29 protein-coding genes are annotated in these 24,237 nt (G+C 70.6%); 22 read left to right on the top strand and 7 right to left on the bottom strand.

All coding sequences use genetic code 11. From position 1 onward, the window contains the following. The first annotated feature begins 71 nt into the window (after positions 1 to 71). The 6 genes from ACTVZO_RS19080 (at position 72) to ACTVZO_RS19055 (ending at position 6,134) form a co-directional block, all read left to right on the top strand. A complete protein-coding gene (locus tag ACTVZO_RS19080; protein WP_443299543.1) occupies positions 72 to 1,292 on the top strand; it encodes a hypothetical protein in 1,221 nt (406 codons plus the stop codon). Positions 1,293 to 1,358: 66 nt separating this feature from the next. Beyond that, the gene (locus ACTVZO_RS19075; RefSeq protein WP_443299542.1) at positions 1,359 to 1,994 is read left to right on the top strand and encodes a TlpA family protein disulfide reductase; all 636 of its coding nucleotides are present in this window, start codon (positions 1,359 to 1,361) and stop codon (positions 1,992 to 1,994) included. Between the two features lie 5 nt (positions 1,995 to 1,999). Further along, complete coding sequence (locus tag ACTVZO_RS19070; protein WP_443299541.1) at positions 2,000 to 2,773, top strand: cytochrome c biogenesis CcdA family protein; 774 nt, start codon at positions 2,000 to 2,002, stop codon at positions 2,771 to 2,773. Between the two features lie 13 nt (positions 2,774 to 2,786). Next, complete coding sequence (gene resB / locus ACTVZO_RS19065; protein WP_443299540.1) at positions 2,787 to 4,526, top strand: cytochrome c biogenesis protein ResB; 1,740 nt, start codon at positions 2,787 to 2,789, stop codon at positions 4,524 to 4,526. Further along, on the top strand, positions 4,523 to 5,605 hold the full coding sequence (gene ccsB / locus ACTVZO_RS19060; RefSeq protein ID WP_443299539.1) for a c-type cytochrome biogenesis protein CcsB: 1,083 nt from the start codon (positions 4,523 to 4,525) through the stop codon (positions 5,603 to 5,605). Before resB ends, ccsB begins: the two co-directional genes overlap by 4 nt. 25 nt (positions 5,606 to 5,630) lie before the next feature. Then, positions 5,631 to 6,134 (top strand): SRPBCC domain-containing protein, encoded by a 504-nt coding sequence (locus ACTVZO_RS19055; RefSeq protein WP_443299538.1) that lies wholly within the window; start codon positions 5,631 to 5,633, stop codon positions 6,132 to 6,134. Between the two features lie 24 nt (positions 6,135 to 6,158). Here the strand turns inward: ACTVZO_RS19055 and ACTVZO_RS19050 are convergent, their stop codons facing one another. Next, positions 6,159 to 6,473, bottom strand: coding sequence for a PLD nuclease N-terminal domain-containing protein (locus ACTVZO_RS19050; RefSeq protein ID WP_443299537.1), 315 nt, complete (start codon positions 6,471 to 6,473; stop codon positions 6,159 to 6,161). A gap of 90 nt (positions 6,474 to 6,563) precedes the next feature. On the opposite strand from ACTVZO_RS19050, the gene ACTVZO_RS19045 reads away from it, so the two are divergent. The 5 genes from ACTVZO_RS19045 (at position 6,564) to ACTVZO_RS19025 (ending at position 10,687) form a co-directional block, all read left to right on the top strand. After that, positions 6,564 to 8,021 (top strand): menaquinone biosynthesis decarboxylase, encoded by a 1,458-nt coding sequence (locus tag ACTVZO_RS19045; RefSeq protein WP_443299536.1) that lies wholly within the window; start codon positions 6,564 to 6,566, stop codon positions 8,019 to 8,021. Positions 8,022 to 8,097: 76 nt separating this feature from the next. Beyond that, positions 8,098 to 8,592, top strand: coding sequence for a hypothetical protein (locus ACTVZO_RS19040; protein WP_443299535.1), 495 nt, complete (start codon positions 8,098 to 8,100; stop codon positions 8,590 to 8,592). A gap of 64 nt (positions 8,593 to 8,656) precedes the next feature. Next, on the top strand, positions 8,657 to 9,577 hold the full coding sequence (gene mqnP / locus ACTVZO_RS19035; RefSeq protein WP_443303220.1) for a menaquinone biosynthesis prenyltransferase MqnP: 921 nt from the start codon (positions 8,657 to 8,659) through the stop codon (positions 9,575 to 9,577). A gap of 19 nt (positions 9,578 to 9,596) precedes the next feature. Beyond that, positions 9,597 to 9,761, top strand: a complete 165-nt coding sequence (locus ACTVZO_RS19030; RefSeq protein WP_443299534.1) for a hypothetical protein — start codon at positions 9,597 to 9,599, stop codon at positions 9,759 to 9,761. 182 nt (positions 9,762 to 9,943) lie between these two features. Next, positions 9,944 to 10,687 carry a UbiX family flavin prenyltransferase gene (locus tag ACTVZO_RS19025; protein ID WP_443299533.1) on the top strand — a complete coding sequence of 248 codons (744 nt, stop codon included), beginning with the start codon at positions 9,944 to 9,946 and terminating at the stop codon, positions 10,685 to 10,687. Here ACTVZO_RS19025 and ACTVZO_RS19020 read toward each other — a convergent pair. After that, positions 10,684 to 10,818, bottom strand: coding sequence for a hypothetical protein (locus ACTVZO_RS19020; RefSeq protein WP_443299532.1), 135 nt, complete (start codon positions 10,816 to 10,818; stop codon positions 10,684 to 10,686). The genes ACTVZO_RS19025 and ACTVZO_RS19020 overlap by 4 nt on opposite strands. A 121-nt stretch (positions 10,819 to 10,939) precedes the next feature. Here ACTVZO_RS19020 and ACTVZO_RS19015 point away from each other — a divergent pair, with 121 nt between their 5' ends. From ACTVZO_RS19015 to ACTVZO_RS18995, 5 genes are all read left to right on the top strand, one after another. After that, positions 10,940 to 11,395, top strand: coding sequence for an Lrp/AsnC family transcriptional regulator (locus ACTVZO_RS19015; protein ID WP_069920705.1), 456 nt, complete (start codon positions 10,940 to 10,942; stop codon positions 11,393 to 11,395). Positions 11,396 to 11,447: 52 nt separating this feature from the next. Then, positions 11,448 to 12,611: an aminofutalosine synthase MqnE gene (mqnE, locus tag ACTVZO_RS19010; RefSeq protein WP_443299531.1), complete on the top strand. Its 1,164-nt coding sequence runs from the start codon at positions 11,448 to 11,450 to the stop codon at positions 12,609 to 12,611. 94 nt (positions 12,612 to 12,705) lie between these two features. Continuing rightward, positions 12,706 to 13,230 carry a GNAT family N-acetyltransferase gene (locus ACTVZO_RS19005; RefSeq protein ID WP_443299530.1) on the top strand — a complete coding sequence of 175 codons (525 nt, stop codon included), beginning with the start codon at positions 12,706 to 12,708 and terminating at the stop codon, positions 13,228 to 13,230. 140 nt (positions 13,231 to 13,370) lie between these two features. Continuing rightward, positions 13,371 to 13,637, top strand: a complete 267-nt coding sequence (locus ACTVZO_RS19000; RefSeq protein ID WP_443303219.1) for a DUF4229 domain-containing protein — start codon at positions 13,371 to 13,373, stop codon at positions 13,635 to 13,637. Between the two features lie 399 nt (positions 13,638 to 14,036). Then, positions 14,037 to 15,392 (top strand): dicarboxylate/amino acid:cation symporter, encoded by a 1,356-nt coding sequence (locus tag ACTVZO_RS18995; protein WP_443299529.1) that lies wholly within the window; start codon positions 14,037 to 14,039, stop codon positions 15,390 to 15,392. Between the two features lie 103 nt (positions 15,393 to 15,495). Here ACTVZO_RS18995 and ACTVZO_RS18990 read toward each other — a convergent pair whose 3' ends face one another. From ACTVZO_RS18990 to ACTVZO_RS18980, 3 genes are read right to left on the bottom strand one after another with little or no spacing between them, the layout of a single operon-like run. Continuing rightward, positions 15,496 to 15,810 (bottom strand): hypothetical protein, encoded by a 315-nt coding sequence (locus ACTVZO_RS18990; protein ID WP_443299528.1) that lies wholly within the window; start codon positions 15,808 to 15,810, stop codon positions 15,496 to 15,498. Beyond that, positions 15,807 to 17,207, bottom strand: coding sequence for a hypothetical protein (locus tag ACTVZO_RS18985; RefSeq protein WP_443299527.1), 1,401 nt, complete (start codon positions 17,205 to 17,207; stop codon positions 15,807 to 15,809). The genes ACTVZO_RS18990 and ACTVZO_RS18985 overlap by 4 nt, the downstream gene beginning before the upstream one ends. Continuing rightward, complete coding sequence (locus ACTVZO_RS18980; RefSeq protein WP_443299526.1) at positions 17,204 to 17,653, bottom strand: hypothetical protein; 450 nt, start codon at positions 17,651 to 17,653, stop codon at positions 17,204 to 17,206. Before ACTVZO_RS18980 ends, ACTVZO_RS18985 begins: the two co-directional genes overlap by 4 nt. Before the next feature lie 139 nt (positions 17,654 to 17,792). Here ACTVZO_RS18980 and ACTVZO_RS18975 point away from each other — a divergent pair, with 139 nt between their 5' ends. Continuing rightward, the gene (locus ACTVZO_RS18975) at positions 17,793 to 18,338 is read left to right on the top strand and encodes an SCO4225 family membrane protein (RefSeq protein WP_443299525.1); all 546 of its coding nucleotides are present in this window, start codon (positions 17,793 to 17,795) and stop codon (positions 18,336 to 18,338) included. Here the strand turns inward: ACTVZO_RS18975 and ACTVZO_RS18970 are convergent. Beyond that, on the bottom strand, positions 18,305 to 18,487 hold the full coding sequence (locus tag ACTVZO_RS18970; protein WP_443299524.1) for a DUF397 domain-containing protein: 183 nt from the start codon (positions 18,485 to 18,487) through the stop codon (positions 18,305 to 18,307). The two genes, ACTVZO_RS18975 and ACTVZO_RS18970, sit on opposite strands and share 34 nt — an antisense overlap. Further along, on the bottom strand, positions 18,484 to 19,341 hold the full coding sequence (locus tag ACTVZO_RS18965) for a helix-turn-helix domain-containing protein (RefSeq protein WP_443299523.1): 858 nt from the start codon (positions 19,339 to 19,341) through the stop codon (positions 18,484 to 18,486). Before ACTVZO_RS18965 ends, ACTVZO_RS18970 begins: the two co-directional genes overlap by 4 nt. A 152-nt stretch (positions 19,342 to 19,493) precedes the next feature. Here ACTVZO_RS18965 and ACTVZO_RS18960 point away from each other — a divergent pair, with 152 nt between their 5' ends. The 5 genes from ACTVZO_RS18960 (at position 19,494) to ACTVZO_RS18940 (ending at position 24,194) form a co-directional block, all read left to right on the top strand. Continuing rightward, positions 19,494 to 19,922 (top strand): ATP-binding protein, encoded by a 429-nt coding sequence (locus ACTVZO_RS18960; RefSeq protein ID WP_443299522.1) that lies wholly within the window; start codon positions 19,494 to 19,496, stop codon positions 19,920 to 19,922. Positions 19,923 to 20,147: 225 nt separating this feature from the next. After that, complete coding sequence (locus ACTVZO_RS18955) at positions 20,148 to 21,137, top strand: helix-turn-helix domain-containing protein (protein ID WP_443299521.1); 990 nt, start codon at positions 20,148 to 20,150, stop codon at positions 21,135 to 21,137. Positions 21,138 to 21,159: 22 nt separating this feature from the next. After that, complete coding sequence (locus ACTVZO_RS18950) at positions 21,160 to 21,675, top strand: DUF6232 family protein (protein ID WP_443299520.1); 516 nt, start codon at positions 21,160 to 21,162, stop codon at positions 21,673 to 21,675. After that, positions 21,675 to 22,004: a hypothetical protein gene (locus ACTVZO_RS18945; RefSeq protein ID WP_443299519.1), complete on the top strand. Its 330-nt coding sequence runs from the start codon at positions 21,675 to 21,677 to the stop codon at positions 22,002 to 22,004. Before ACTVZO_RS18950 ends, ACTVZO_RS18945 begins: the two co-directional genes overlap by 1 nt. A 294-nt stretch (positions 22,005 to 22,298) precedes the next feature. Continuing rightward, positions 22,299 to 24,194: an AMP-dependent synthetase/ligase gene (locus tag ACTVZO_RS18940; protein WP_443299518.1), complete on the top strand. Its 1,896-nt coding sequence runs from the start codon at positions 22,299 to 22,301 to the stop codon at positions 24,192 to 24,194. The last annotated feature ends 43 nt before the right edge of the window (positions 24,195 to 24,237 follow it).

The raw sequence follows: 24,237 nt of genomic DNA, 5'->3' as shown, positions 1-24,237 counted from the left end.
GCACAAACTCAGGCTAATTGTCCGTTTATATAACGGAACATGGCTCTTGGGTCTGACGACGGGACGGTGACATGCGCGACTTCAGTCGAAGGGGAGTGCTCGGGCTCGGACTGGGTGCCGCGGCCGCGGGCATCGCGGGCTGCGGCGGCGGCGGCGGATCCGGTCCGGGCAAACCCGGCCCCATGTCCACCGAGACCCCCGGGCCGCCCCCGGCCAGGCCGATCGGCGACGGCTCCACCGCCGACACCGGACCGCAGCCCCACCAGCCGGACAAGCCCGTGCCCCTCCAGCCGGGAGAGGTCCCGCCGCAGTTCGTCGTCTTCAGCTGGGACGGTGCGGGCGAGATCGGCAACGGTCTCTTCCCGCGCTTCCTCAAGCTCGCCAAGGACCACGGCGCGGGCATGACCTTCTTCCTCTCGGGCCTCTACCTCCTGCCCGAGTCGAAGAGGGCCCTCTACCACCCGCCGAACAATCCCGTCGGGGCCTCCGACATCGGCTACCTCAAGGACGAGAACGTCCGCGCCACCCTCAAGTACGTCCGCGAGGCCTGGCTCGACGGGCACGAGATAGGCACCCACTTCAACGGCCACTTCTGCGGCGGATCCGGCTCGGTCGGCAGGTGGACCCCGCAGGACTGGCAGAGCGAGATCGACCAGGCCGTGTCCTTCGTCACCAACTGGCGCACGAACACCGGCTTCACCGACGTGGACCCGCTGCCCTTCGACTACCGCAAGGAACTGGCCGGCGCCCGCACCCCGTGCCTGCTCGGCCAGGACAGCCTGCTGCCGACCGCCCGCGAGCTGGGCTGGCGCTACGACTCCAGCTCGCCCGGCGGCCTCCAGGTGTGGCCGGTGAAGAAGTCGGGCGTCTGGGACCTGCCGCTCCAGTCGCTGCCCTTCCCCAGGCGCTCCTTCGAGGTGCTGTCGATGGACTACAACATCCTCGCCAACCAGTCGAAGAACACCACCAGGGGCGTCCCCGCCAACTACCGGGGCTGGCGTGCCCAGGCCACCGCCACCTACCTCGGCGGCTTCCGGCGGGCCTACGAGACCAACCGTGCGCCGCTCTTCATCGGCAACCACTTCGAGGAGTGGAACGGCGGCATCTACATGGACGCCGTGGAGGAAGCCCTCAAGGGCATGGCAGACAAAAGGGATGTACGGCTCGTATCCTTCCGGCAGTTCACCGACTGGCTGGACGTCCAGGACCCCAAGGTGCTCGCCAAGCTCCGCGCCCTCGGCCCCGGCCAGTCGCCCAGCGTCGGCTGGGCCGCGTACCTCGCCGCTGCCTGACCAGCACCTTCACGGCCCTGCGGGGGGTGCGGTAGATCCGCATATCGCCCATGCGAAACTTTTCACATGAGCCTTAGCCGCGCCCCCCGCCGCCGCTCGACCAGCGGCCGCCGCGCACTCCTGCTGACCGCGGCCACCGTCGCGGGCCTCATGACCCTGACGGCCTGCAACGATTCGGACGGCGGCGGCAAGCCCTCCGGCGGCTCCGGCGGCAACTACGTCACCGGCAAGGGCGGCATCTCCACCGTCGCGGCCGGCGAGCGCACCGAGGCCCCCAAGCTCGACGGCGAGACCGTCGACGGCAAGACCCTGGACACCACCGAGCTCAAGGGCAAGGTCGTCGTCCTCAACGTGTGGGGCTCCTGGTGCCCGCCGTGCCGCGCCGAGGCCCCGTACTTCGCCAAGGTCTCCCAGGAGATGGCCGACGCCGGCAAGGACGTCGCCTTCGTCGGCATCAACACCCGCGATACCAGCAAGCAGAACGCGACCGCCTTCGAGGAGAGCTACGGGATCACCTACCCGAGCCTCTACGACCCCGCCGGAAAGCTGATCCTGCGCTTCCCCAAGGGCACCCTCAACCCGTCGGCCATCCCCTCCACGATCATCCTCGACAAGCAGGGCAGGATCGCCGCCCGCACCCTCGTCGCGGTCAACGAGGAACAGCTGCGCTCGATGATCGACCCGCTCCTCGCGGAGAAGTGACACCCGTGGTCGACTACGTCCTCGCCGCCGAGGCCACCGGGGTGAACGAGACGGTCCTCAGCGGCGCGCTGCTGCTGGCCCTGCCGATCTCGCTGCTCGCGGGCCTGGTGTCCTTCTTCTCGCCCTGCGTGCTGCCGCTGGTCCCCGGCTACCTCTCCTACGTGACCGGGGTCAGCGGCGCCGACCTCGCCGAGGCGCGGCGCGGACGGATGCTGGCCGGCGCGCTCCTGTTCATCGCCGGCTTCACCGCCGTCTTCGTGTCCACGGGCGCGCTCTTCGGCTTCTTCGGGGAGACCCTCCGGGAGAACAACGAGATCATCTCCCGGGTGCTCGGCGGAGTGGTGATCCTCATGGGCCTCTTCTTCATGGGCGCGATCCCGGGCCTGACGATGCGGGAGTTCCGCTTCCACAAGAAGCCGACGGCGGGCCTGCTCGGCGCGCCCCTGCTCGGCGTGCTCTTCGGCGTCGGCTGGACCCCCTGCATGGGCCCGACCCTCGCGGCCGTCACCACGCTCTCCCTCGACCAGGCGAGCGCCGGCCGGGGCGCGCTGCTGACCGTGGTGTACTGCCTGGGGCTCGGTCTGCCCTTCATCCTCGCCGCGATCGCCTTCCGCAAGGCGCTCGGGGCGTTCGGCTGGGTGAAGAAGCACTATGCGTGGGTCATGCGCATCGGCGGCGGCATGCTGATCCTGACCGGTCTGCTGCTCGTCACAGGAATGTGGGACAGCATCGTCAGCGACATGCAGAGCTGGACCCAAGGCTTCACGGTGGGGATCTGAGGACTACACGGACATGAGTACGACAGACAACACGTCCACCGAGGCGCCCCACGAGTCCGCGGACCCGGACGCGGACACGAGCACGGAGACGGACACGGACGCGGCCGAGACCGCGGCCGGCTCCCAGCTCTCCACCGCCCCCCTCGAGGACCGCGGCCCCGTCGGCATCGGCGTGATCGGCTGGGCCCGCTGGTTCTGGCGGCAGCTCACCTCCATGCGGGTCGCGCTGATCCTGCTCTTCCTGCTCTCCCTGGGCGCCATCCCCGGCTCCCTCATCCCGCAGACCGACGTCGACGCCATGAAGGTCGCCGTCTGGAAGAGGGACAACCCGTCCTGGGTCACCGTCGCCGAGAAGCTCCAGCTCTTCGACGTCTACGGCTCGGTGTGGTTCTCCGCGATCTACCTGCTGCTGTTCGTCTCGCTGATCGGCTGCATCCTGCCGCGCTCCTGGCAGTTCGTCGGCCAGCTCCGCGGCCGCCCGCCCGGCGCCCCCAAGCGGCTGGACCGGCTGCCCGCGTACACGACGTGGCGCACGGCCGCCTCCCCGGACGAGGTGCTCACGCACGCGAAGTCGCTGCTCGCCGGGCGGCGCTTCCGCACCGAGGCGGCGGGCGGCCGGAACTCCGTCGCCGCCGAGAAGGGCTACCTGCGCGAAGCCGGGAACCTGATCTTCCACGTCGCGCTGATCGTGATGCTGGTGGCCTTCGCCTGGGGCCAGTACTTCAAGTCCGAGGGCGGCAAGCTCGTCCTGCGCGGCACCGGCTTCTCGAACACGCTCACCCAGTACGACGACTTCAAGTCCGGCGCCCTCTTCGACCCAGACGACCTGCCGCCGTTCTCGTTCACCCTGGACAAGTTCGACGCGACCTACGAGCTGACCGGCCCGCAGAAGGGCACCCCGCGCGACTTCAAGGCGTACGTCACCTTCTCCGACGGCGCGCACGGCACCCCGCGGAAGCGCGAGATCCAGGTCAACGAGCCGCTCGAGGTCGACGGCTCCAAGGTCTACCTGCTCGGCCACGGCTACGCGCCGGTGGTCTCGGTGACCGACCCCACCGGCAAGGTGGTCTTCAAGGACGCCGTGCCGGTGCTCCCGCAGGACGCCAACCTCACCTCCACCGGTGCCATCAAGGTCACCGACGGCTACAAGGACAAGGACGGCAAGAAGGAGCAGCTCGGCTTCAACGCCGTCTTCGTGCCGACGTTCGCCGGCGAGGGCCAGGGCACGATGTTCTCCCAGTTCCCGGACACGTTCATGCCGCGGCTCATGCTCAACGCCTGGCACGGCAGCCTCGGCGTGGACTCGGGCCTGCCGCAGAACGTGTACCAGCTCGACACCACCAAGATGGAGTCGTACAAGGACGAGTCGGGCCAGCCTTTCAAGCAGAAGCTGGCGCCCGGCGAGACGATGACCCTGCCGGGCGGCGCCGGCACCGTGAAGTTCGAGGGCATCGAGCGCTGGGCCACCTTCTCCGTCACCCACCAGCCCGGCAGCGGCCTCGCCCTCGCGGGCGCGATCGCCGCCATCGCGGGCCTGGCCGGATCCCTGTTCATCCAGCGCCGCCGGATCTGGGTCCGCGCGGTGGCCGGCGAGGACGGCGTCACCGTCGTCGAGATGGCGGGCCTCGGCCGCAGCGAGTCCGCCAGGCTCCCGGAGGAGCTGGCGGACCTCGCCGCCACGCTGCACGAGCAGGCGCCGACCGCGACGCCCGCCGAACCTGTCGAAGAAAACCCCGAAGGAGAGCGCGGATGACGCCGCTCGCTGCCGCAGCCAACGAGAACCTGGCTCAGATCAGCAACTACCTGATCTATTCGTCGATGGCGGTCTACATGCTCGCCTTCTTCGCGCACATCGCCGAGTGGACCTTCGGCAGCCGCAGCAAGGTGGCCCGTACGGCCGCCGCGCTGACCCCCGCCAAGACCGCCGCCGCCCCCGCCGTGCAGGTCCGGGGCAAGGCCGGCAGCACGGCCGTCCTCGACAAGCCGAAGGTCGTCACCCGCTCCGCGGCGGGCACCCGTGACGTGCCGGACGGCCCGGGCGCCGCGGGCGGCACCGTACAGGGCGACCTGTACGGGCGGATCGCGGTCTCGCTGACCGCGCTTGCCTTCCTCATCGAGGCGGGCGGCGTCGTGGCCCGCGCGATGTCGGTGCAGCGGGCCCCCTGGGGCAACATGTACGAGTTCTCGATCACCTTCTCCACGGTGGCCGTCGGCGCGTACCTGGTACTGCTCGCCCTGAAGAAGAACGTCCGCTGGCTCGGCCTGATCCTCGTCACCACGGTCCTGCTGGACCTCGGCATCGCCGTGACCTGGCTCTACACCGAGAGCGACCAGCTGGTCCCGGCCCTGCACTCGTACTGGCTGTGGATCCACGTCTCCACCGCGATCTTCTGCGGCGCCGTCTTCTACATCGGTGCGGCCGGAGCGGTCCTCTACCTCTTCCGCGACGCGTACGAGGCCAAGCTCGCGGGCGGCGGCAAGCCGGGGCGGTTCGCCTCCTCGGTGCTCGAGCGGCTGCCCTCGGCGGGCTCGCTCGACAAGTTCTCGTACCGCATCAACGCGGCCGTCTTCCCGCTGTGGACCTTCACGATCATCGCGGGCGCGATCTGGGCGGGCGACGCCTGGGGCCGCTACTGGGGCTGGGACCCCAAGGAGGTCTGGTCCTTCGTGACCTGGGTGGCGTACGCCTGCTACCTGCACGCGCGGGCCACCGCCGGCTGGAAGGGCCGCAAGGCCGCCTACCTGGCGCTCTTCGCCTTCGCCTGCTGGATCTGGAACTACTACGGCGTGAACATCCTGCTCAGCGGCAAGCACTCGTACGCGGGCGTCTGACCGGCGGGAGTGGGACGCTGGTGTCATGCCTCCCGTGAGCCATGGCACCAGCGAGAGCCGCGGCGCGGACCTCTGGCGGATCCGCTTCGAGCCGCACCTCCCGTACGCCTACGCGACGCTGTGGCCGGCCCTGACCACGCCCGAGGGGCTGCGCGGCTGGCTGGCCGGGGCCGAGGTCCTGGAGCGCCGGCTCGGCGGAGCGGTCACCCTGCGCTGGCTCAACACCGGGACGGTGGTCACCGGGCACGTCACGGCCTGGGACGTCGAGCGGGTCGTCGAGTACACGGTGAGCGGACACGGGCGGATCCGCTTCCACCTGGAGCCCGTGGGCACCGACTCGACGGTGATCCGCTTCGTGAACGAGCGGGGCGGTCCCGAGAACGAGCGGCTGGACTGCCTGGCCGGCTGGCACGAGCACTTCGAGCTGCTGGAGTCCGCGCTGGCCGGGCGGCCGGCGGACTGGACCGCCTGGACCGGCGGCCACTGGGCCGCGCTGCGCGAGCAGTACGCGTCCCCCGCCGCGGCGTGACCGGCGCGGGCCGGCCCTCGCGGGTCAGTCCGAGCCCTTGTCCTTGTCCCGGTCCTTGTCCCGGTCCCTCTCCTGCTCGTCGCGCAGGCGCTTGAGGAACTCCGGGTTGTCGTCGGGTGCGACCCACTGGCTCCGGCGCGGCCGTCCGCCGCCCGCGGCGGCCCGCTTCTTCCCCGCGAACAGCCACATCACCGGCCCGACGATGGAGAAGAGCAGGATGATGATCACCCAGACCACCTTGGGGAGGTGCTTGACCTCTTCCTCGGGCGTGTTCAGGCAGTCGATGAAGGCGTAGATGGTCAGCGCGATGATCAGCAGGAACGGCAGATAGCGCAGCACGGTGTGGGACCGACTCCCGGGCAGTGACGGCGGGCCCGCTGAGGGCCCCGGTGACCCTCCCAGGGTAGTTGGTGACGGATACTTGCCCCTATGGCTTACGACGATCTCCGCTCGCTGCTCCGGGCTCTGGAGCGGGAGGGCGACCTCAAGCGCATCAAGGCCGAAGTCGACCCGCACCTCGAAGTGGGGGAGATCGTCGACAGAGTGAACAAGGCGGGCGGCCCGGCCCTGCTGTTCGAGAACGTCAAGGGCTCGGCGATGCCGCTGGCCATGAACGTCTTCGGCACCGACCGCCGCCTGCTGAAGGCGCTGGGCCTGAAGTCGTACGGCGAGATCAGCGAGAAGATCGGCGGGCTGCTCAAGCCGGAGCTGCCGCAGGGCTTCATCGGCGTCCGCGAGGCCTTCGGCAAGCTCGGCTCGATGGTGCACGTGCCGCCGAAGAAGGTGAAGGGCGAGTCCGCGCCCGTCCAGGAGGTCGTCCTCACCGGCGACGACGTGGACCTCGACCAGCTCCCGGCCCTCTTCACCTGGCCCAAGGACGGCGGCTCCTTCTTCAACCTCGGCCTCACGCACACCAAGCACCCCGAGACCGGCGTCCGCAACCTGGGCCTCTACCGCCTCCAGCGCCACGACAAGCGCACCATCGGCATGCACTGGCAGATCCACAAGGACAGCCGCAACCATTACGCGGTGGCCGCCAAGCGGGGCGAGCGGCTGCCGGTCGCGATCGCCTTCGGCTGCCCGCCCGCGGTGACGTACGCGTCCACCGCGCCGCTGCCCGGCGACATCGACGAGTACCTGTTCGCGGGCTTCGTCGCCGGCAAGCGCATCGAGATGGTCGACTGCAAGACCGTGCCGCTCCAGGTCCCGGCCAACGCGGAGGTCGTGATCGAGGGCTGGCTGGAGCCGGGGGAGACCCTCCCGGAGGGCCCGTTCGGCGACCACACCGGCTTCTACACCCCGCAGGAGCCCTTCCCCGCGCTGAAGATCGACTGCGTGACGATGCGCAGGCGTCCGCTGCTCCAGTCGATCGTGGTGGGCCGGCCGCCGACCGAGGACGGCCCGCTGGGCCGTGCGACGGAACGCTTCTTCCTCCCGCTCCTCAAGATCATCGTGCCGGACATCGTGGACTACCACCTGCCCGAGTCGGGCGGCTTCCACAACTGCGCGATCGTCTCGATCGACAAGAAGTACCCGAAGCACGCCCAGAAGGTCATGCACGCCATCTGGGGCGCGCACATGATGTCGCTGACCAAGCTGATCGTCGTGGTGGACGCCGATTGCGACGTCCACGATCTGCACGAGGTGTCCTGGCGGGCGCTCGGCAATACGGACTACGCCCGCGACCTCACGGTGGTCGAGGGCCCTGTCGACCACCTCGACCACGCCTCCTACCAGCAGTTCTGGGGAGGCAAGGCGGGCATCGACGCCACCAAGAAGCTCCCCGAGGAGGGCTACACCCGCGACGGCGGCTGGCCCGACATGGTCGAGTCCGACCCGGCGACGGCCGAACGGGTGACGCGGCGTTGGAAGGAGTACGGACTGTGAGTCCCGAGACGAAGATGAGCGAGAAGAGCGCCGGGCCCGCTCCCCGTTCCCACGGGGATGAGCCGGAGTACGGACTGTGAGCCCGATCGCGATGGGCGGCCCGGCCCTCTTCCTCGGCGGCGAGACGTACGTGGCCCTGGTGCGCCCCGAGCTCGATCCGGCCGACCCCGGTGTCCGGCGGGCCGCCGAGGAGGCGGGCGTCTCCCCGGAGGAGTTCGCCGGCCCCGGCGACGTCTGGGCGCTGATGCTGGACTGGGCCGACGGCGGGGACGGCGGGGAAGACGAGCACGGCGGGGGCGGCGGCTTCGAGCTGCCGGGCCTGCGCGACTCCGAGGCGGAGGACTTCGCGGAGCGGCTGGAGGCGGCCCTGGCCGCCGGCGGGCGGTTCACGGTCGAGGCCGGTGCGGTCCTGCGGCTCGACGCCCGTCCGGTCGGCGAGGACTACGCGTTCACCGCCCGGATCACCCCGCCCGAGGGCGACGCGGAGGCCTTCCTGATCCTGGAGACCGACCCGGTGCCCCTCGCCACGCTGCTGGCCGACCTCGAAGAGTTCCGCGGGAGCCTGGCGTGACCGGCGCCGTCCTCCCGGGCGGCCCGACGGCCCACCTCGAAGCCCTCCGGAGGGACTGCGCATGATGACCACCGCCGACGGAGTGGTCGGGCCCGGCCCCGCACCCGAGGCCACCAACAAGATCAAGGCGTTCCTGCGGCTCGTGATGATCGAGCACTCGGTCTTCGCGCTGCCCTTCGCCTACATCGCCGCGCTCACCGCCATGTTCCGGCTCGACCGGAGCGTGCACTGGGGCACGCTGCTGCTCGTCACCGTCTGCATGGTGGGCCTGCGGACCTTCGCGATGGCCGCCAACCGGATCATCGACCGCGAGATCGACGCCCGCAATCCGCGTACGGCCGGCCGCGAGCTGGTCACCGGAGCGGTGTCGGTGCGGTCCGCGTGGACCGGGGCGGGGATCGCGCTCGTCGTCTTCCTCGGCGCGGCGGCGCTGCTGAACCCGCTCTGCCTGGCCCTGGCGCCCGTCGCGGTGGTCCCGATGGTGGTCTACCCGTACGGCAAGCGGTTCACGAACTTCCCGCACGCCATCCTGGGCCTGGCCCAGGCGATCGGCCCGGTCGGGGCCTGGCTGGCGGTCACCGGCGAGTGGTCGTGGGACGCGGTCATCCTGGGGCTGGCGGTGGGCGTGTGGATCGGCGGCTTCGACCTGATCTTCGCCTCCCAGGACGTCGCCGCGGACCGCGCGGAGGGCGTCAAGTCCGTCCCGGCCCGCTTCGGTGTCCCGGCCGCGCTGTGGGGGGCCCGCGGCGCGCACGTCGTGACCACGGCCCTGCTGGTCTGGTACGCCCTGGCCACGGACGCGGGGATGTTCTTCTGGGCGGGCCTGCTGATCGTGGTCTGCGCCTTCTTCTACGAGCACGGCATCGTGACTCCGCACGACCTGTCCCGCCTGAACCGGGCCTTCTTCACGGTCAACGGGTTCATCGGGATTGCCCTGTTCGTGTGCGCGGTGCTGGACCTGACCGTCCGGGGCCTGACCTTCTAGGGCAGCGGCGGCCGGGCTCGTGCCGATAGAGGAACTGGAGGAGCTGGAGGAGCTCCGGAGGCTGAGGGACGAGGCCGACGTCGCGGAAGCCCGACGGCGTGAGGCCGACAGGAGCGCGACGCCGGTCGGCCGTGACGCCTTCATGGCCCGGTTGGAGGACGAGGACCGGCAGGCCGCTCAATGAGGCACACCGTTGTCTGGGAGCTTCCGCGATGGAGCCCCGACGGCGAGACGGTCATGGTGTACGTCATCAAGGCCGGCCGGGTGGGTTGAGCCCCGCGCTGTCCTGGATCCGTGACCGGCTGCCGGTCCGCGCCGGACACCTCACCGGGCCGTGCCCAGGCGTGGCCGGATAGTCTCGGAGGTATGACTGAGCGCAAGCGCACCCCGTGGGTGGTCGGGGTTTCCGGGGCTTCCGGGACCCCGTACGCGGCGGCGGTGCTCCGCGGGCTGCTCGCGGCGGGGGAGAGCGTCGACCTGGTGGTCAGCCGGGCCTCGCGGCTCACCCTGCTGGACGAGACCGGCATCGCCTTCCGGGACGCGCACTGGCGGGACGATCTGGGGGAGTGGCTGGAGCGCGGGGCGGACGGCAAGCCCGCGACCTTCGCCCGTCCGGACCTGGACGGAGTGCGCTACTGGGGTGCGGGGGACCTGGCCGCCGGGCCGAGTTCGGGCTCGTACCCCGTCAAGGGGATGCTCGTCGTCCCCGCCTCCACGGCGTGCGTGGCGGGGGTGGCGCTCGGGCTGTCGAAGGACCTGCTCCAGCGCGTGGCGAGCGTGACGCTCAAGGAGCGGCGGCGGCTGGTGGTCTGTGTGCGGGAGACCCCGCTGAACGGGCAGACGCTGAAGCATCTGGTGACGCTGGACGAGGCGGGCGCGGTCGTGCTGCCCGCCTCTCCGGCGTTCTACGCGGGTGCGACGCACATCCAGGATCTGGTGGATTTCGTCGCGGGGCGGGTGCTGGACGCGGCAGGGGTGCCGCACCGGCTGTACCGCCGTTGGGAGGGAGAGCTCGGCGGAGCCGTCGCTCGGAAGGGAGAGCTCGGCGGAGCCGTCGCTCGGAAGGGGGAGCTGGGCGGCTCCCGGCCTCCCGGGGCAAGCGGTGGCTAGCGCTTCTTGGCGCTGCGCGGCCTGCGGGTCTTGTCCACGCGGTGCGCGGCGGACGGCTGGTCGGTGCGGGATCGGTTGGCCAGCTCCTGGAGCTGTCGCATGTGCGCGTAGGCCATCTCGATCGTGTACACGGTGAACCACTCCTGAAGATCGTCATTGATCTGTTGAAAGATTCACAGGGTGTTGACCCTGTGTGCCTTAGATTCTATACCTAAACTTGCAGGATCGCCGAATAATGGAAGGCTCCACGTAATGGACACGGTGGACAGGCAGCTCATCCAGGCACTTCGCGAGAACGGTCGTGCCTCGTACGCGGAGCTGGGCCGTCTCGTGGGCCTCTCCGGCCCCAGCGTCACCGACCGCATCAACCGGCTGGAGTCGGCCGGTGTGATCACCGGCTACCGCGCGACCGTGAACGCGGCCTCGCTCGGCCTCGGCGTCACCGCGCTGATCGGGCTCTCCATGTCCGACGCCGCCGACCACGAGGACGTCGCCCGGCGGCTGCGCGACCTCGCGGAGATCGAGGACTGCTGGTTCATCGCGGGCGACGACTCCTTCATGCTGAAGGTGCGCGCCAACGACGTGGACGGTCTGGAGAAGATCATCCGCAGGCTCTCCGGCACCAAGGGCGTCTCCCGCACCCGCACCACCATCGTGCTCTCCACGAAGTGGGAGAACCGGGTCGGGGAACTTCCCGAGGAAGGCTGAGAGTACGGTTGGACGGGTTGCAGGACAGGCATCTAGAGGAGGCGACCGCCTGATGGACGCTGGGCTCAAGCGCGAGCTGGAGGAGAAGGTCCGTTCCGGCGAGCGGCTGACCCGTGAGGACGGCATCGCCCTCTACGAGTCGGACGACCTGGCCTGGCTCGGTGGCCTCGCCCACGAGGTGCGCACGCGCAAGAACGGCGACGTCGTCCACTTCAACGTCAACCGCCACCTCAACATGACGAACGTGTGCACCGCCTCGTGCGCGTACTGCTCGTTCCAGCGCAAGCCGGGCGAGAAGGACGCGTACACGATGCGCATCGAAGAGGCCGTGCGCCTGGCCAAGGCCATGGAGAACGACAACCTCACCGAGCTGCACATCGTCAACGGCCTGCACCCCAACCTGCCGTGGCGCTACTACCCGCGCTCGCTGTCCGAGCTGAAGAAGGCCCTGCCGAACGTCTCGCTGAAGGCGTTCACGGCGACGGAGATCCACCACTTCGAGACGATCTCCGGCATGTCCGCCTCGGACATCCTGGACGAGCTGATCGAGGCCGGCCTGGAGTCGCTCACCGGCGGCGGCGCGGAGATCTTCGACTGGGAGGTGCGCCAGCACATCGTCGACCACCGCACCCACTGGGAGGACTGGTCGCGCATCCACCGGCTGGCGCACTCGAAGGGCCTCAAGACCCCTTCGACGATGCTGTACGGGCACATCGAGGAGCCGCGCCACCGGGTGGACCACGTGCTGCGGCTGCGCGAGCTCCAGGACGAGACCGGCGGCTTCCAGGTCTTCATCCCGCTGCGCTACCAGCACGACTTCGTGGACATGAAGGACGGCAAGGTCCGCAACAAGCTCCAGGCGCGGACGACGATGGCGACGGGCGCCGAGGCCCTGAAGACCTTCGCCGTCTCCCGTCTGCTGTTCGACAACGTGCCGCACGTCAAGGTCTTCTGGGTGATGCACGGCGTGCAGACCGCCCAGCTCGCGCTGCAGCACGGCGCGGACGACATGGACGGCTCGGTCGTCGAGTACAAGATCACGCACGACGCGGACAACTACGGCACCCCGAACAAGCTGGGCCGCGAGGACCTGCTCGAGCTGATCCGCGAGGCGGGCTTCCGCCCGGTCGAGCGCAATACGCGCTACGAGATCATCCGTGAGTACCCCGGCCCGGACGCGGACCTGCGCGAGACGCCGCAGGCGATGCGGGTCTGACGCGCGGTCACCGCGAGGGCGTGTGACGAGCCCCGGTCCGCGGTGCGGCCGGGGCTTCGTTGCCAGCGCTGCCAGTAATAGATAATCTTCAGGCGTGACCCTTACTTTCACCCTGGATCCGGTCATCGACCCCGCCCTGCGCGAGGGCATGCTGTCGCTGTGGGCCGATGTCTCCAACGCGGGCGGCGCCGTGGGCTTCGTCCCCCCGGTCACCGCCGACGACATCCGCCCCGCGCTGATCAAGCAGCTCGCCGCGGTCGCCGACGGCGGCAGCCGGCTCCTGGTCGGGCACGACGAGACCGGCGAGGTCGCCGCGACCGCGTTCCTGACCCACAACACGCACCGGCTCCAGCTGCACTGGGTGTGGGCCTACACGGTGATGGTCCACCCGCGTCACCAGGGCAAGGGCTACGGCCGCGACCTGATGGCCGCGGCGGCCGAGGCCGCCCGCTCCCTCGAGGGCATCGACGCGATCCGCCTCGGCTGCCGCGGCGGCCTCGGCCTGGAGCGCTTCTACGAGTCCTGCGGCTACAAGGAGGTCGGCCGCGTCCCCGACGCCATCCGCGTCGCCCCGGGCGACGACCGCGACGACATCACGATGCTGCTGCCGCTGTACTGACCCGGCCGGGCAGCCGACCCCAGCGGGCCGGAGCGGTGGCCCGGCGTGCTTCACTGGACGGGCACGTGCCGCCGTACGAAGACGAGAGAGAAGGGGTCACCGTGTCCCTCAAGCCGAGCGCGACGATCCGCTACACCGCGATGCGTCTGGGCATCTTCGTCGGATGCCTCGTCGTCGTCGCCCTCCTGGTCAACCTCGGCTGGGTGCCCGCAGGCCTCGGCGAGGCCAACTTCGCCTGGGTCGTGCTGCTGGCCCTCGTCATCTCCGCCCCGCTCTCCTTCGTGCTCCTGCGCAAGCAGCGCGACGAGATGTCCGAGCAGATCTCCGGCCGGGTCACGGGCGCGAAGCAGAAGCTCGCCGCGAACCGCAGCCAGGAGGACGCGGCCGACGACGCGGCGCGCGCGTGACCTCGTAGCGGTCCGTTAGCTTCCTCACACACCGAACCGCCCCAGAGCCGGGTAGACCGCCCGCTGCGCTGGGGCGGTCGTGTTTTCCCGTCCCAAAGAACCCCTTTGAGATTCTCAAAGGGTAGGTGTTAGCGTGTTCAACATGTTGACCACAGCTGCGCACCCGATGACCGTGAGCGTTCCGCTCGTGGCGCGCCTGGACGTCGACCTCTGCCGCCGCGCGACCGCGGCCTGTTGCTGTTGATCCGCCTCGTGCGCTGAATCGATACAGCAGCGGTCCCGGCCGGCCGCGCTCCTTCCCCGGGCTTCGCCCGGGAGGTGCTCCTGGCTGCTGCCGCACCGCACCACCCCTCCCGCAGAACTTCCCCTGTCTTCGTGCGTCACCCCAGGAGCGTGTTCGTGTCCGCGTCCCCCCAGGCCCAGGCTCCCGCCAAGGCCTCGTTCAAGTTCCCGTTCTGGGCCCAGATCCTCGCCGGTCTGGTCCTGGGCGTCCTGTTCGGCTGGATCGCCCGCAGCCAGGACGTCAGCTGGCTCGGCACCACGCTCGAGAAGACCGGTGACATCTTCATCCAGCTGCTGAAGCTGGCCATCGCGCCGCTCGTCTTCTTCGCGATCCTGGTGTCCATCACCAACCTGCGGAAGGTGAACAACGCCGCACGGCTCGCCTCGCGCACGCTGCTCTGGTTCATGATCACCTCGCTGATCGCGGTCGGCATAGGCATCGCGATCGGCCTGCTGACCGACCCCGGCGCGGGCACCGGCCTCACCGCCGCCGACGGCAAGGAGCCGAAGAAGACCGGCTCCTGGATCGACTTCCTCACCGGGATCGTGCCGACGAACATCGTCACGCCGTTCACCGAGCTGAAGGTCCTCCAGATCGTCTTCCTGGCCGTCGTCGCCGGTATCGCCGCCCTCCAGCTCGGCGGCAAGGCCAAGCCCGTCCTCGACCTCGCCGAGTCCGTGCTCGAACTGCTCCAGAAGGCCCTGTGGTGGGTCATCCGCCTCGCCCCGATCGGCACCATCGGCCTGATCGGCACCGCGATCGCCACGTACGGCTGGGAGCTCATCGGCAAGTACGCGACCTTCACGGCCGACGTCTACATCGGCTGCGCCCTGGTGATGTTCGGCGTGTACCCGCTGCTGCTCGCCACGGTCGCCAAGGTCAGCCCGGTCCAGTTCTTCAAGGGCGCCTGGCCCGCCATCCAGCTGGCCTTCGTCTCCCGCTCCTCCGTCGGCACCATGCCGGTCACCCAGAAGGTCACCGAGCGCCTCGGCGTCCCGAAGGAGTACGCCTCCTTCGCCGTCCCGTTCGGCGCCACCACCAAGATGGACGGCTGCGCCGCGATCTACCCGGCGCTCGCCGCGATCTTCATCGCGCAGATCTTCGACGTACAGCTGGGCATCAAGGAGTACCTGCTCATCGCCTTCGTCTCGGTCATCGGCTCGGCCGCGACGGCCGGTCTGACCGGTGCCACGGTCATGCTGACGCTGACCCTGTCCACGCTGGGCCTGCCGCTGGCCGGTGTCGGCCTGCTGATGGCGATCGACCCGATCCTGGACATGATGCGCACCGCCACCAACGTGGCCGGCCAGGCCCTGGTCCCGGTCATCGTCTCGGCCCGTGAGGGGATCCTGGACAAGGAGGCCTACGCCTCCGCCTCTGCCTCCCCGCTCGACGAACCCGCCCCGGCGCCCGCTGAGACCGCCGAGACCGCCGAGACCGCCAAGCCCGAGCCGGTGGCCGTCCCCGCCTGACGCCCGCACCGCGCCCGCACGCGCGCGCCCGCACGCGCCGCAGCCCCCGCCCCCGTCCGGGCGGGGGCTGCGGCGTGTTGTGCCGTGCCATGCCGTGCCGGGGCTACAGGGTCGCGATGCGCACCCAGGCGACCGCCGAGAGCAGCGCCGGCAGCACGTACCACCAGCGGTTCATGGTCCGGCGGTACACCGGGAGCAGGCAGACGAGCAGCCCGAGCAGGCAGATGAAGTACACGGCGTGGGCGCCCGAGCCCATGTCGGCGCGCGTGCGGTCGTCGCCCGGGTCCGCCTCCGCGATCAGCAGCAGCACGCAGAAGTACACCGCCGGCGCGTAGAGGAGGCCGAGCGGGACCCCCAGCACCCACTGGAGGCAGCCCCGGTCCTCGGGCAGGTCGATGCTCTCGCGGCGGAGCCTCATCGCATGGCGTCCTTCGCTCGGCCCAGGTCGTCGACGAACCGGTCACCGTACCCCTGGGCCTTGCCCAGGTCCCAGTAGGGGCCGCCGTTGTAGCGTGCGGCGATCTCCCGCTTCTGGGCCTCCGTCAGCCGGTCCGCGGGGACGTCGGCGAAGCTCGTCTCCGCCTTGATCTGCGCCAGGTGGGCGCCCGCGACGAAGGCGTTCTCCTTCGGGTCCTGGAGCGCCTGCTCCACCAGGCCGCGCTGCTGCTCGGTGAGGTGCTCGGGGTCGTAGCCCAGCACCTCCGCGCCGCGCCGCAGCTGAATCGCGATGGGACCGTACGAGGTCTCGTCCGACCTGCCGCCGAGCCGGTCCGGGAGGTTGTGCGGGGCGACGGGGCTCAGCCCCCAGGGCGCCTCGGCCTGTTCGCGGGCCGCCCCGACCAGGTCGTCGGCGAAGCCGGGCTGCCAGCCGCCGACCTCCTGCCAGGCCACTCCGGCGAGGAGGTCCTCGGGCACGCCCGCGTGCGCGGCGGCCGCGCGCAGGACCGCCTTGTTCTGCGCGATCCAGTCCGCGCGCATGCCGTCGGTGACGTTCGGGACCCAGTAGGTGTCGGCCGCGTCGGGCAGTCCCGCGACCTTCATCCGGATGTCCCGCAGCTGCGGCGAGACCAGGGTGTCCGGGCCGACGGGTCCCGTCATCTCCCGCCTGGGACCACCGCCCGGCAGGCGGGTCAGGGGGTCGGTGCGGGCCTCGGCCGCCTCCCGGCGGATGTCCGCCATCGCCGCGTACAGGTCGGGGCGGCCGCCGGCGCCCTTCACGACGAACTCGGGGAGCAGCTCGTACGCCTGCTCCAGCGCGTGCACGCAGGTGCTCCGGGCCTCTTGCTCCGCGGTCTTCGCCAGCCGGAAGTTCCCGCCCGCGTCGTCGTGGAGCCGGTTCGCCTCGTCCCTGATGTCGTCCACGTCCATGGTGAGCTCGGCCAGACCGTCGAGGAAGCCGGTCGTCGCCCGCATGTCCTCCCACTGGCGCATCGGTTCGGCCTCCTGCGCGGTGCGGGTGACGGCGGTGCCCTTCGTGCCGATCAGTGCGGCGAGCGCCCGCTCGGAGCGCCTGCCGTTGCCGTAGTGGGACTTGGCGGTGCCCAGCGCCAGGGCGTAGGCGTGCAGGGCGCTCGCCGCCTTGTCGTAGCCCTCGGCCAGCCGGGTCACCAGCATGCGGGCCTCGGCGAGGCGTGCGGTGTACGTGTGGCTGCCGTCGCTCTGCCACTGGGTACGGGTCTCCGCCCGCCGGGCGGGCTCCTCGACCTGGACGAGGAGGTCGCGCAGCCGGCGGAACTCGGCGGCGTTGCGCTCCACCAGGGCGGGGGAGCACTCCTCCAGGAACTCGACGTCGCCGCGGTGGCTCAACCCGCTCATCTCGACTCCGGCTTCACGTAGGCGCCGTCGGTGAGGAGGCTGTCGAGGAAGGCCCGGGCGGTGTCGTCGTCGACCCGGGCGAAGCCGGTGCCGGTGGTCTTCAGACGGGTGGCCAGCGCTGCGAACAGGGCGACGGTGTCCTTGAACTGGTCGTCGGCGAACCGGGCGAAGCGGAGGGTCTGGGCCGAGACGTCGGCGTGTGCGCGCGGGGCGCGGGCCATGGTGGACGCGTCGCCGTCCGGGCGGCCCTCGTGCAGGAGCGCGGCGATCTCGATGAGCAGGTTGGCGTTGCCGTTGATGGAGCCGGCCCCGGCGAGCAGCCCCCCGGCGGGCCCGCCACCGCCCGCCTCCGGCGCCACCTGACCGAGCCGCACGGCGGGCGGCCCCTGGCCCTGCCCGGCCAGGACGGCAGCCTTGTGCTGCGCCCATTCCGCGTCGAACGACATCCGGTTCCCCCTGACGTGACCCGATCACGCTGGATCATGTCCATGCTAATGCGAGGGCATCAGGAGGCCCGCCTCCTGGGCCGGCCGCCCGCCCGGAGCCGTAGGGCGTACGCAGGCGGATGAGTAGCCGTACTCAGGCGTGCCCGCTCCGCCGTTTCGATACTGGCTGTCGGACGAAGAGGGGGAAGTCGTGAGGCGGCGTCGGTCGAGGCTTGAAGTGTTGGTTCCCGCGGGCTACCTGGCCGTGGTGCTCGGATTGCTGGTCTGGGTGGACGTGCTCGTCCGGACGGGGGACGCAGGGTTCGCCGGGGTCTGGCCGGTGCTGGTCACCGCCCCGCTCAGCCTGGCGGTCATGGGGCTGATCGCGCCCGCTCCCAAGTCTCTCGGGGAGCCGGAGATCGCGCCGCCCGTCCACACGGGCCCCGTGCCGCCCGAGCCCTTGCCCTTGCCCTTGCCCGGCGAGCCGCCCGTGACCGGGGGGCCGCCCCCGGCCGACCCGGGCTCGTACGACCTGCCCGCCTCCGAACTGTCCGACATGTGGCTCGGGTTCGGCTTCTACGGGGTGGTCCTGGCCTGCGCTCTGTGCAACGCCACGGCGCTCTGGGCGCTGGTACGCGGCCTGAGCGGGCTGCTGGCCCGCCGGCGTCGGGCTCAGGTGTGCGCGATGAATCCCGCCCAGGCGTGAGGGCCGAAGGCGAGGTGGGGGAGGCGGAGGTCTTTGGAGTCGCGGACGTGGACGGTGGCGGGGGTGGTGGCCACCTCGACGCAGTCGTCGCCTTCGCTGCTGTCGCTGTAGCTGCTCTTGAACCAGTCCAGCTTGGGGTTGTCGATCATGTCTCTCCCAGCAGTTCCTCGATGAAGGCCAGCGACGCACGCGGCGTGAGGGCTTGAGCTCGGATGATGCCATAGCGCAGTTCGAGGATTCGGAGCTGCTTAGGGTCGGAGACCGGACGCCCTTGGAACGCACCTTCCGACCGGCCCACTGCCGTACCGTCCGGGAATTTGAGCACCTGGATCCGGCCCCCCATGCCGGCGTGCTCTTCGACGTCGGTCGGCATGACCTGGAACTCCACGTTCGGCAACTTGATGACCTCCAGCAGGTGTTCGAGCTGTCGGCGCAGGACCATTGTGCCTCCGATCCTGCGGCGGAGTGTCACCTCCTCCTGCACGAAGGCGAGCGCCGGGCCTGGGGCCCGGTCGAAGACCGAGTGGCGCGCCATGCGCGCAGCGAGCATCTGGTCCAACTCGTCCCTGGAGTACGCGGGCCGCCGCATCCCGAACAGCGCTGCCGCGTACTCGGATGTCTGAAGCAGTCCATGGATGTTGTGGCTGCTGTACACGCTGATCTCGACAGCCCGCCCCTCGAGCTTCGCGAGATCCCGCACCTTCTTGGGATAGCGGACCTGCTCGACGTCCGCCTTCATCGCGGCGATCCTCCCGCCCGCCCGCAGTACCTCGTCCGCCTTGTCCAGGTATTCGGGGCGGGGGATCCGCTTGCCCGCCTCGACCTTGCGGACCAGGTCCTCCCCGTACCCGATGGCCAGCCCGAAGTCGGCGGCCCGGGTGTCGGCGGCCTCCCGCCAGGCGCGGAGCTGCCGGCCGAGCGCGGCCAGGACCGCCACTCCCTGCTCGTCCTCCGGATCGACGTCCCAGCCCGCGTCTTCCGTACCGTCACTGTCCACGCTCACGCGCCCACCTCCGACGAGCCGAATGTCCCCACACCCCTTGCCCGGCCGGAGTTCGGGACAGCCGCGACAGCTCAGGACAACCGTCGGACAAAGGCCGGACGCACGGGCGCTCCCGCTTCTCACGGTACGCACACCCCGCCACGCTGTGTGACGTGAATCATGGACTCGCCCCACACCGGGCCACCACCGACCGGTTCGACGTACGGCTTTCCTCCACCCCGCGCGGTGCCCGGCTGGCCCGGCTGCTCGCGGTCGAGCAACTGAGGGCGTGGGGGCTGCCCTTGTGGGATCCGGCCCAGGTGGTGGCCGAGCTCGCCGTGAACGCCGTGACCCACGGGCGGGTGCCCGGGCGGGACTTCCGGTTGGTGCTCGGGGTCGGCGGAGGGGTGCTGCGGATCGAGGTGACCGATACGCGGGGTGACCGGGTCCCGGTCCGCCGCGATCCGGGGCGGGGGCTGGTGATCGTCGAGGGGATCGCGGAGCGTTGGGGCGTAAGGGAAGGGCCCGCACCGTCCAAGGTGGTGTGGGCGGAGGTCTCGTTGGCCGCCGGGTCGCGGGGCCCCGCGACCCGGCGTGCTTAGACGCGTAAGTGCCACATCACCGGTGAGAGAACCAACCGACCAAACCCGCCCCGTCCACGCGGGCGGGCGCCATCCCTCGGATGGGTGAATCCTGCCAACTGGGCTGGATTTACGACTGGTTGCCCGGCATATGCTCGCCCCGACCACCGCAGACATGAGACGGCCCCCGGCGGGACTGGCATCCCGGTCGAGGGCCTGACCAAGCAGGAAGCTCAAACCTTCCCCATGGCTCTTCAGCAGACTAACGCGCCCTCGCCCGCCGCGCCCCGTGTTCCCGCCGGGACCCCCCGATCAGGTGTCGTCCACGTCAACGTACGGCACGCCAGTCACTTCACGGTGGTGGGCAACGGCCTCGCCCAGCACCGCGAACTGTCCTTCACCGCACGGGGCATCGCCCTGTACATCCAGTCGCTGCCCGCCGGTTCGCCCGTCGGCGTCAAGGCCCTCGCCGGGCGGTCCGCGGAGGGTGAGATCCGGGTCGCCGCGGCCTTGCGGGAGCTGGAGCGGTACGGGTATCTGGTGCGGCGGCGCGAGCGGCTGGCGACGGGGCGGGTGGTGACCCGTACGTACTCGTACAACAGCCCGGCGGTCGGCCCGAAGGCCGAGCCCCTACCCGCCCCCGAGCCCCTACCCGCCCCCGAGCCCGCCCCCGAGCCAGAGCCGGTGGCAGTGGCGGAGCCGGCCCCCGAGCCCGAACCGGCCCCCGAGCCCGAACCGGCCCCCGAGCCGGAGCCGGCCCCCGAGCCCGTTCGTCGGGAGGCGGTGGAGTTGCTCGCGGGGCTGCGCAGTGAGGACCCCCGGCTGCTGCTCGCCGCCCGCGACGTGACGCGGCTCGCGCCCGCCGCCTCGGTCTGGCTGGAGCGCGGGGTCGAGCCCGAGGCGGTACGCCGCGCCCTGGCCGCGGACCTTCCGGCCGACCTGCGCAACTCGGCGGCCCTGATCGCGTACCGCCTCAAAGCCCGGGTTCCGCCCCGTCTCCCGGCGCCCCCGCCCGCCCGGCCCGTCAGGCGGCCCGACCCGCTCCAGAACTGCGACGGCTGCGATCGGGCATTCCGCGCCCCCGGACCTGGCCGCTGCCATGAGTGTCCGCCGGATTTTGGAGCAACCGGCTCCGCTGTCAAGCGGAATGGCGAATTGATCATCACTAAATTGAAATTGTCCGAACCCTGCGTAACCGATCGGGCCCGTCCTACACTGCGTGCCGAGAAGTCCTAAAAACAGGCAAGGGGGGCGAGATATGGCGCGTAGCCAATCAACCGTTGAAGTCCGGGTGCACGAAGGCGTGCTGTGGGTCGACGGTGAGGCTTATCCGTTGCGCAACATCTCCCACGTCGGACAGCGCGTATTGGAGGTCGACAAGGGCGCGGCATGGAAAAAGTTCATCGGCCGTGCGCTCGGCGCTCTCATCATCGGCGGGATCGTGGCGGCCGCCGCCGGGGAAATCGGGTTCATCCTGCTGGTCGTCGTGCTGGGTCTGCTGATCTGGCAGCTCGTCACGGTGATCGGCAGGCCCCCGCTGTACGGTCTGGTCCTCAACACCTCCGGCACGCAGCGCGATGCCGTGTGGTCGACGGAGCACAGCGAGATCCAGGCCCTCGTCATGGAGATCACCAAGGCGATCGGCCGGCCCGACACCGCGCAGGTGGTCTACAACGTGAAGCACGCCGTCATGGGTGACCACATCGAGCAGTACGGGGCCGGGAGCATCGGCAGGGCCCAGCACAGCGGCTCCGGAAACATCGGGGGCCGGTGATGGGTGACCAGTACACGCAGTACGGGTCCGGGAGCATCGGCAAGGCGGAGCACAGCGGCTCCGGGGACATCGTCGCCGGCGGAAAGCACGTGGGCGTCCCCGAGGCGGGGTCGCCGGCCCTGCAGAAGCTCCTCGACGAAGTCCGGGCGATGCGGGAGCACCTCGACGAGAGCGACCGGGCGGAGGTGGACGCGGCAATCGAGGAGATCAGTTCGAATCCCTCCGAAGGCCGCTTCAACAAACTGCTCCGGACGTTCTCCGGAATCGCCGCGCTCATCGGAGAAGCCGGAGTTCCGGTGATCTCCGCGGTGAAGGCGCTGCTCGGCTGAATCCGCGGAGTCGGCCGCCCCGGTCGAATCCGCGGCAGGACGGAGGGTCACATCCAGTGGCCCTCTTTTTTCTGTCCGGAGCCGGGTTCAGGGGTCGGGTTCGGGGTCGGTGCTACCTGAAATTACGTAGATAAATGCATTCGATCCGGTGTCCGGGAAGTGCCTCTTGACGCGCACGGGGAGGGGGAAGCGTGGAGCGTCGGTGAAGAAGGAGGTTGCGGGGGTGTTCGGGCCGGGTTGACGCTGCGTACATTACCGGCGGTAACTCGCTGCCCCAGCCGAGGAGAGTGCACCGTGGGAGCCGAGCTCACGCCGGCCCGGCCCGCCGGACCCGTCGAACCCGTCGAACCCGTCAAGTTCACAGTCGACGGGGTGGTGCGCGAAGTACGGGTGCCCGCGCTGGCGGGCGTGCCCGAACGGGGCTCGCTCGGGGACATCCCCTTCGACAACGCCCGCGAGGCGCCCGACGAGGCGGTGCTCGCGCGCAAGGACCGGGACGGCACCTGGCACGACGTGACCGCGGCCCGGTTCGCCGCCGAGGTGCTCGCCGTCGCGAAGGGCCTGATCGCCGAGGGGCTGCGGGAGGGCGACCGGCTCGCCATCATGGCCCGTACGACCTACGAGTGGACCCTGCTCGACTTCGCCGGATGGGCCGCCGGGCTGGTCACCGTACCGATCTACCCCACGTCCTCCGCCCTCCAGGTGCGCTGGATCATCCAGGACTCCGGCGCCGTCGCCTGCGCCGTCGAGGACACCGCGCAGGCCCGCATCATCAGCGCCGAGCGGGCCAACCTGCCCTGGCTGGCCCACCTGTGGGAGCTCGACACCGGCGCCGTCGCCCGGCTCGTCAAGGCCGGTGAGCACCTGCCCGACGCGGTGGTGCACGCCCGGCGGGCCGCCCGTACGCCGGAGGCCGTCGCCACCCTGATCTACACCTCGGGCACGACCGGGCGGCCCAAGGGCTGCGTCATCACGCACGGCAACTTCTTCGCCGAGGTCGACAACGCGGTGGAGCTGCTGCACCCCGTCTTCAAGTCCGTCAGCAAGGACCCGGCCTCCACCCTGCTCTTCCTGCCGCTGTCCCACGTCTTCGGGCGGATGGTCGCGGTCGGCTGCCTGCGGGCCCGGGTGAAGCTCGGGCACGCGCCGAGCATCGCCACCGGGGAACTGCTCGCGGATCTCGCCGGGTTCCGGCCGACGTTCCTGCTCGCCATCCCCTACGTCCTGGAAAAGGTCTACAACACCGCCCGGGCCACCGCCGAGAAGATGGGCCGGGCCGCGTCCTTCGACCGGGCCGCCCGCATCGCGGGGAGGCTCGGCGAGAAGACCGCCGCGGGCGGGACGCCCGGGCTCGGGCTGCGCGCCGCGCGGGCGCTGTACGACCCGCTCGTCTACCGGCGGATCCGGGCCGCGCTCGGCGGACGCGTCCGCTACGTGCTCAGCGGCGGGTCGCCGCTCGGCCGCCGCCTCGCCGCGTTCTACACCGGCGCCGGCATCGAGGTCTTCGAGGGGTACGGGCTCACGGAGACGACCGGTGCCTCGACCGTGACCCCGCCCCAGCGGCCCCGGCTCGGGACGGTCGGCTGGCCGCTGCCCGGCACGGCCGTCCGGATCGCGGACGACGGCGAGGTGCTGCTGGGCGGGGGCCACGTCTTCGCCGGGTACTGGAACAGCGGCCAGGGCGTCCCGTACGGGAGCTGGCTGCCGACCGGGGACATCGGCGAGCTCGACGCCGACGGGTACCTCACCATCACCGGCCGCAAGAAGGACCTGATCATCACCTCCGGCGGCAAGAACGTGGCCCCCGCGCCGCTGGAGGACTGGCTGCGGGCCCACCCCCTGGTCGGCCAGTGCATGGTCATCGGCGACAACCGGCCGTACATCACCGCCCTGATCACCCTGGAGCCGGACGGCCTGCTGCACTGGCGCCAGATGCACAAGAAGACGGGCGTGCCGATCTACGAGCTGGTGCGGGACGAGGAGCTGCGGGCGGACCTCCAGCGGGCGGTCGACGAGGCGAACCGGCTGGTGTCGCGCGCCGAGTCGATCCGCCGCTTCACCGTCCTGCAGGCCGATTTCACGGAGGCGCGCGGCCACCTGACCCCATCGCTGAAGCTGAAGCGGGCCGCGATAGCCCGCGACTACGCCCGCGAGATCGACGAGCTGTACCGGGGACCGCGCGAGGCCTGATCCGGCGGTCGAGGGGCGGGGATGCGGGGATGCGGGGGTGCGG

Origin of the sequence: Streptomyces sp. IBSNAI002 (assembly GCF_052244475.1) — a bacterium.
Lineage (GTDB): Bacteria > Actinomycetota > Actinomycetes > Streptomycetales > Streptomycetaceae > Streptomyces.
The sequence above is the reverse complement of the archived record's forward strand: the minus strand, read 5'-3'. Positions and strand labels throughout refer to the sequence as shown.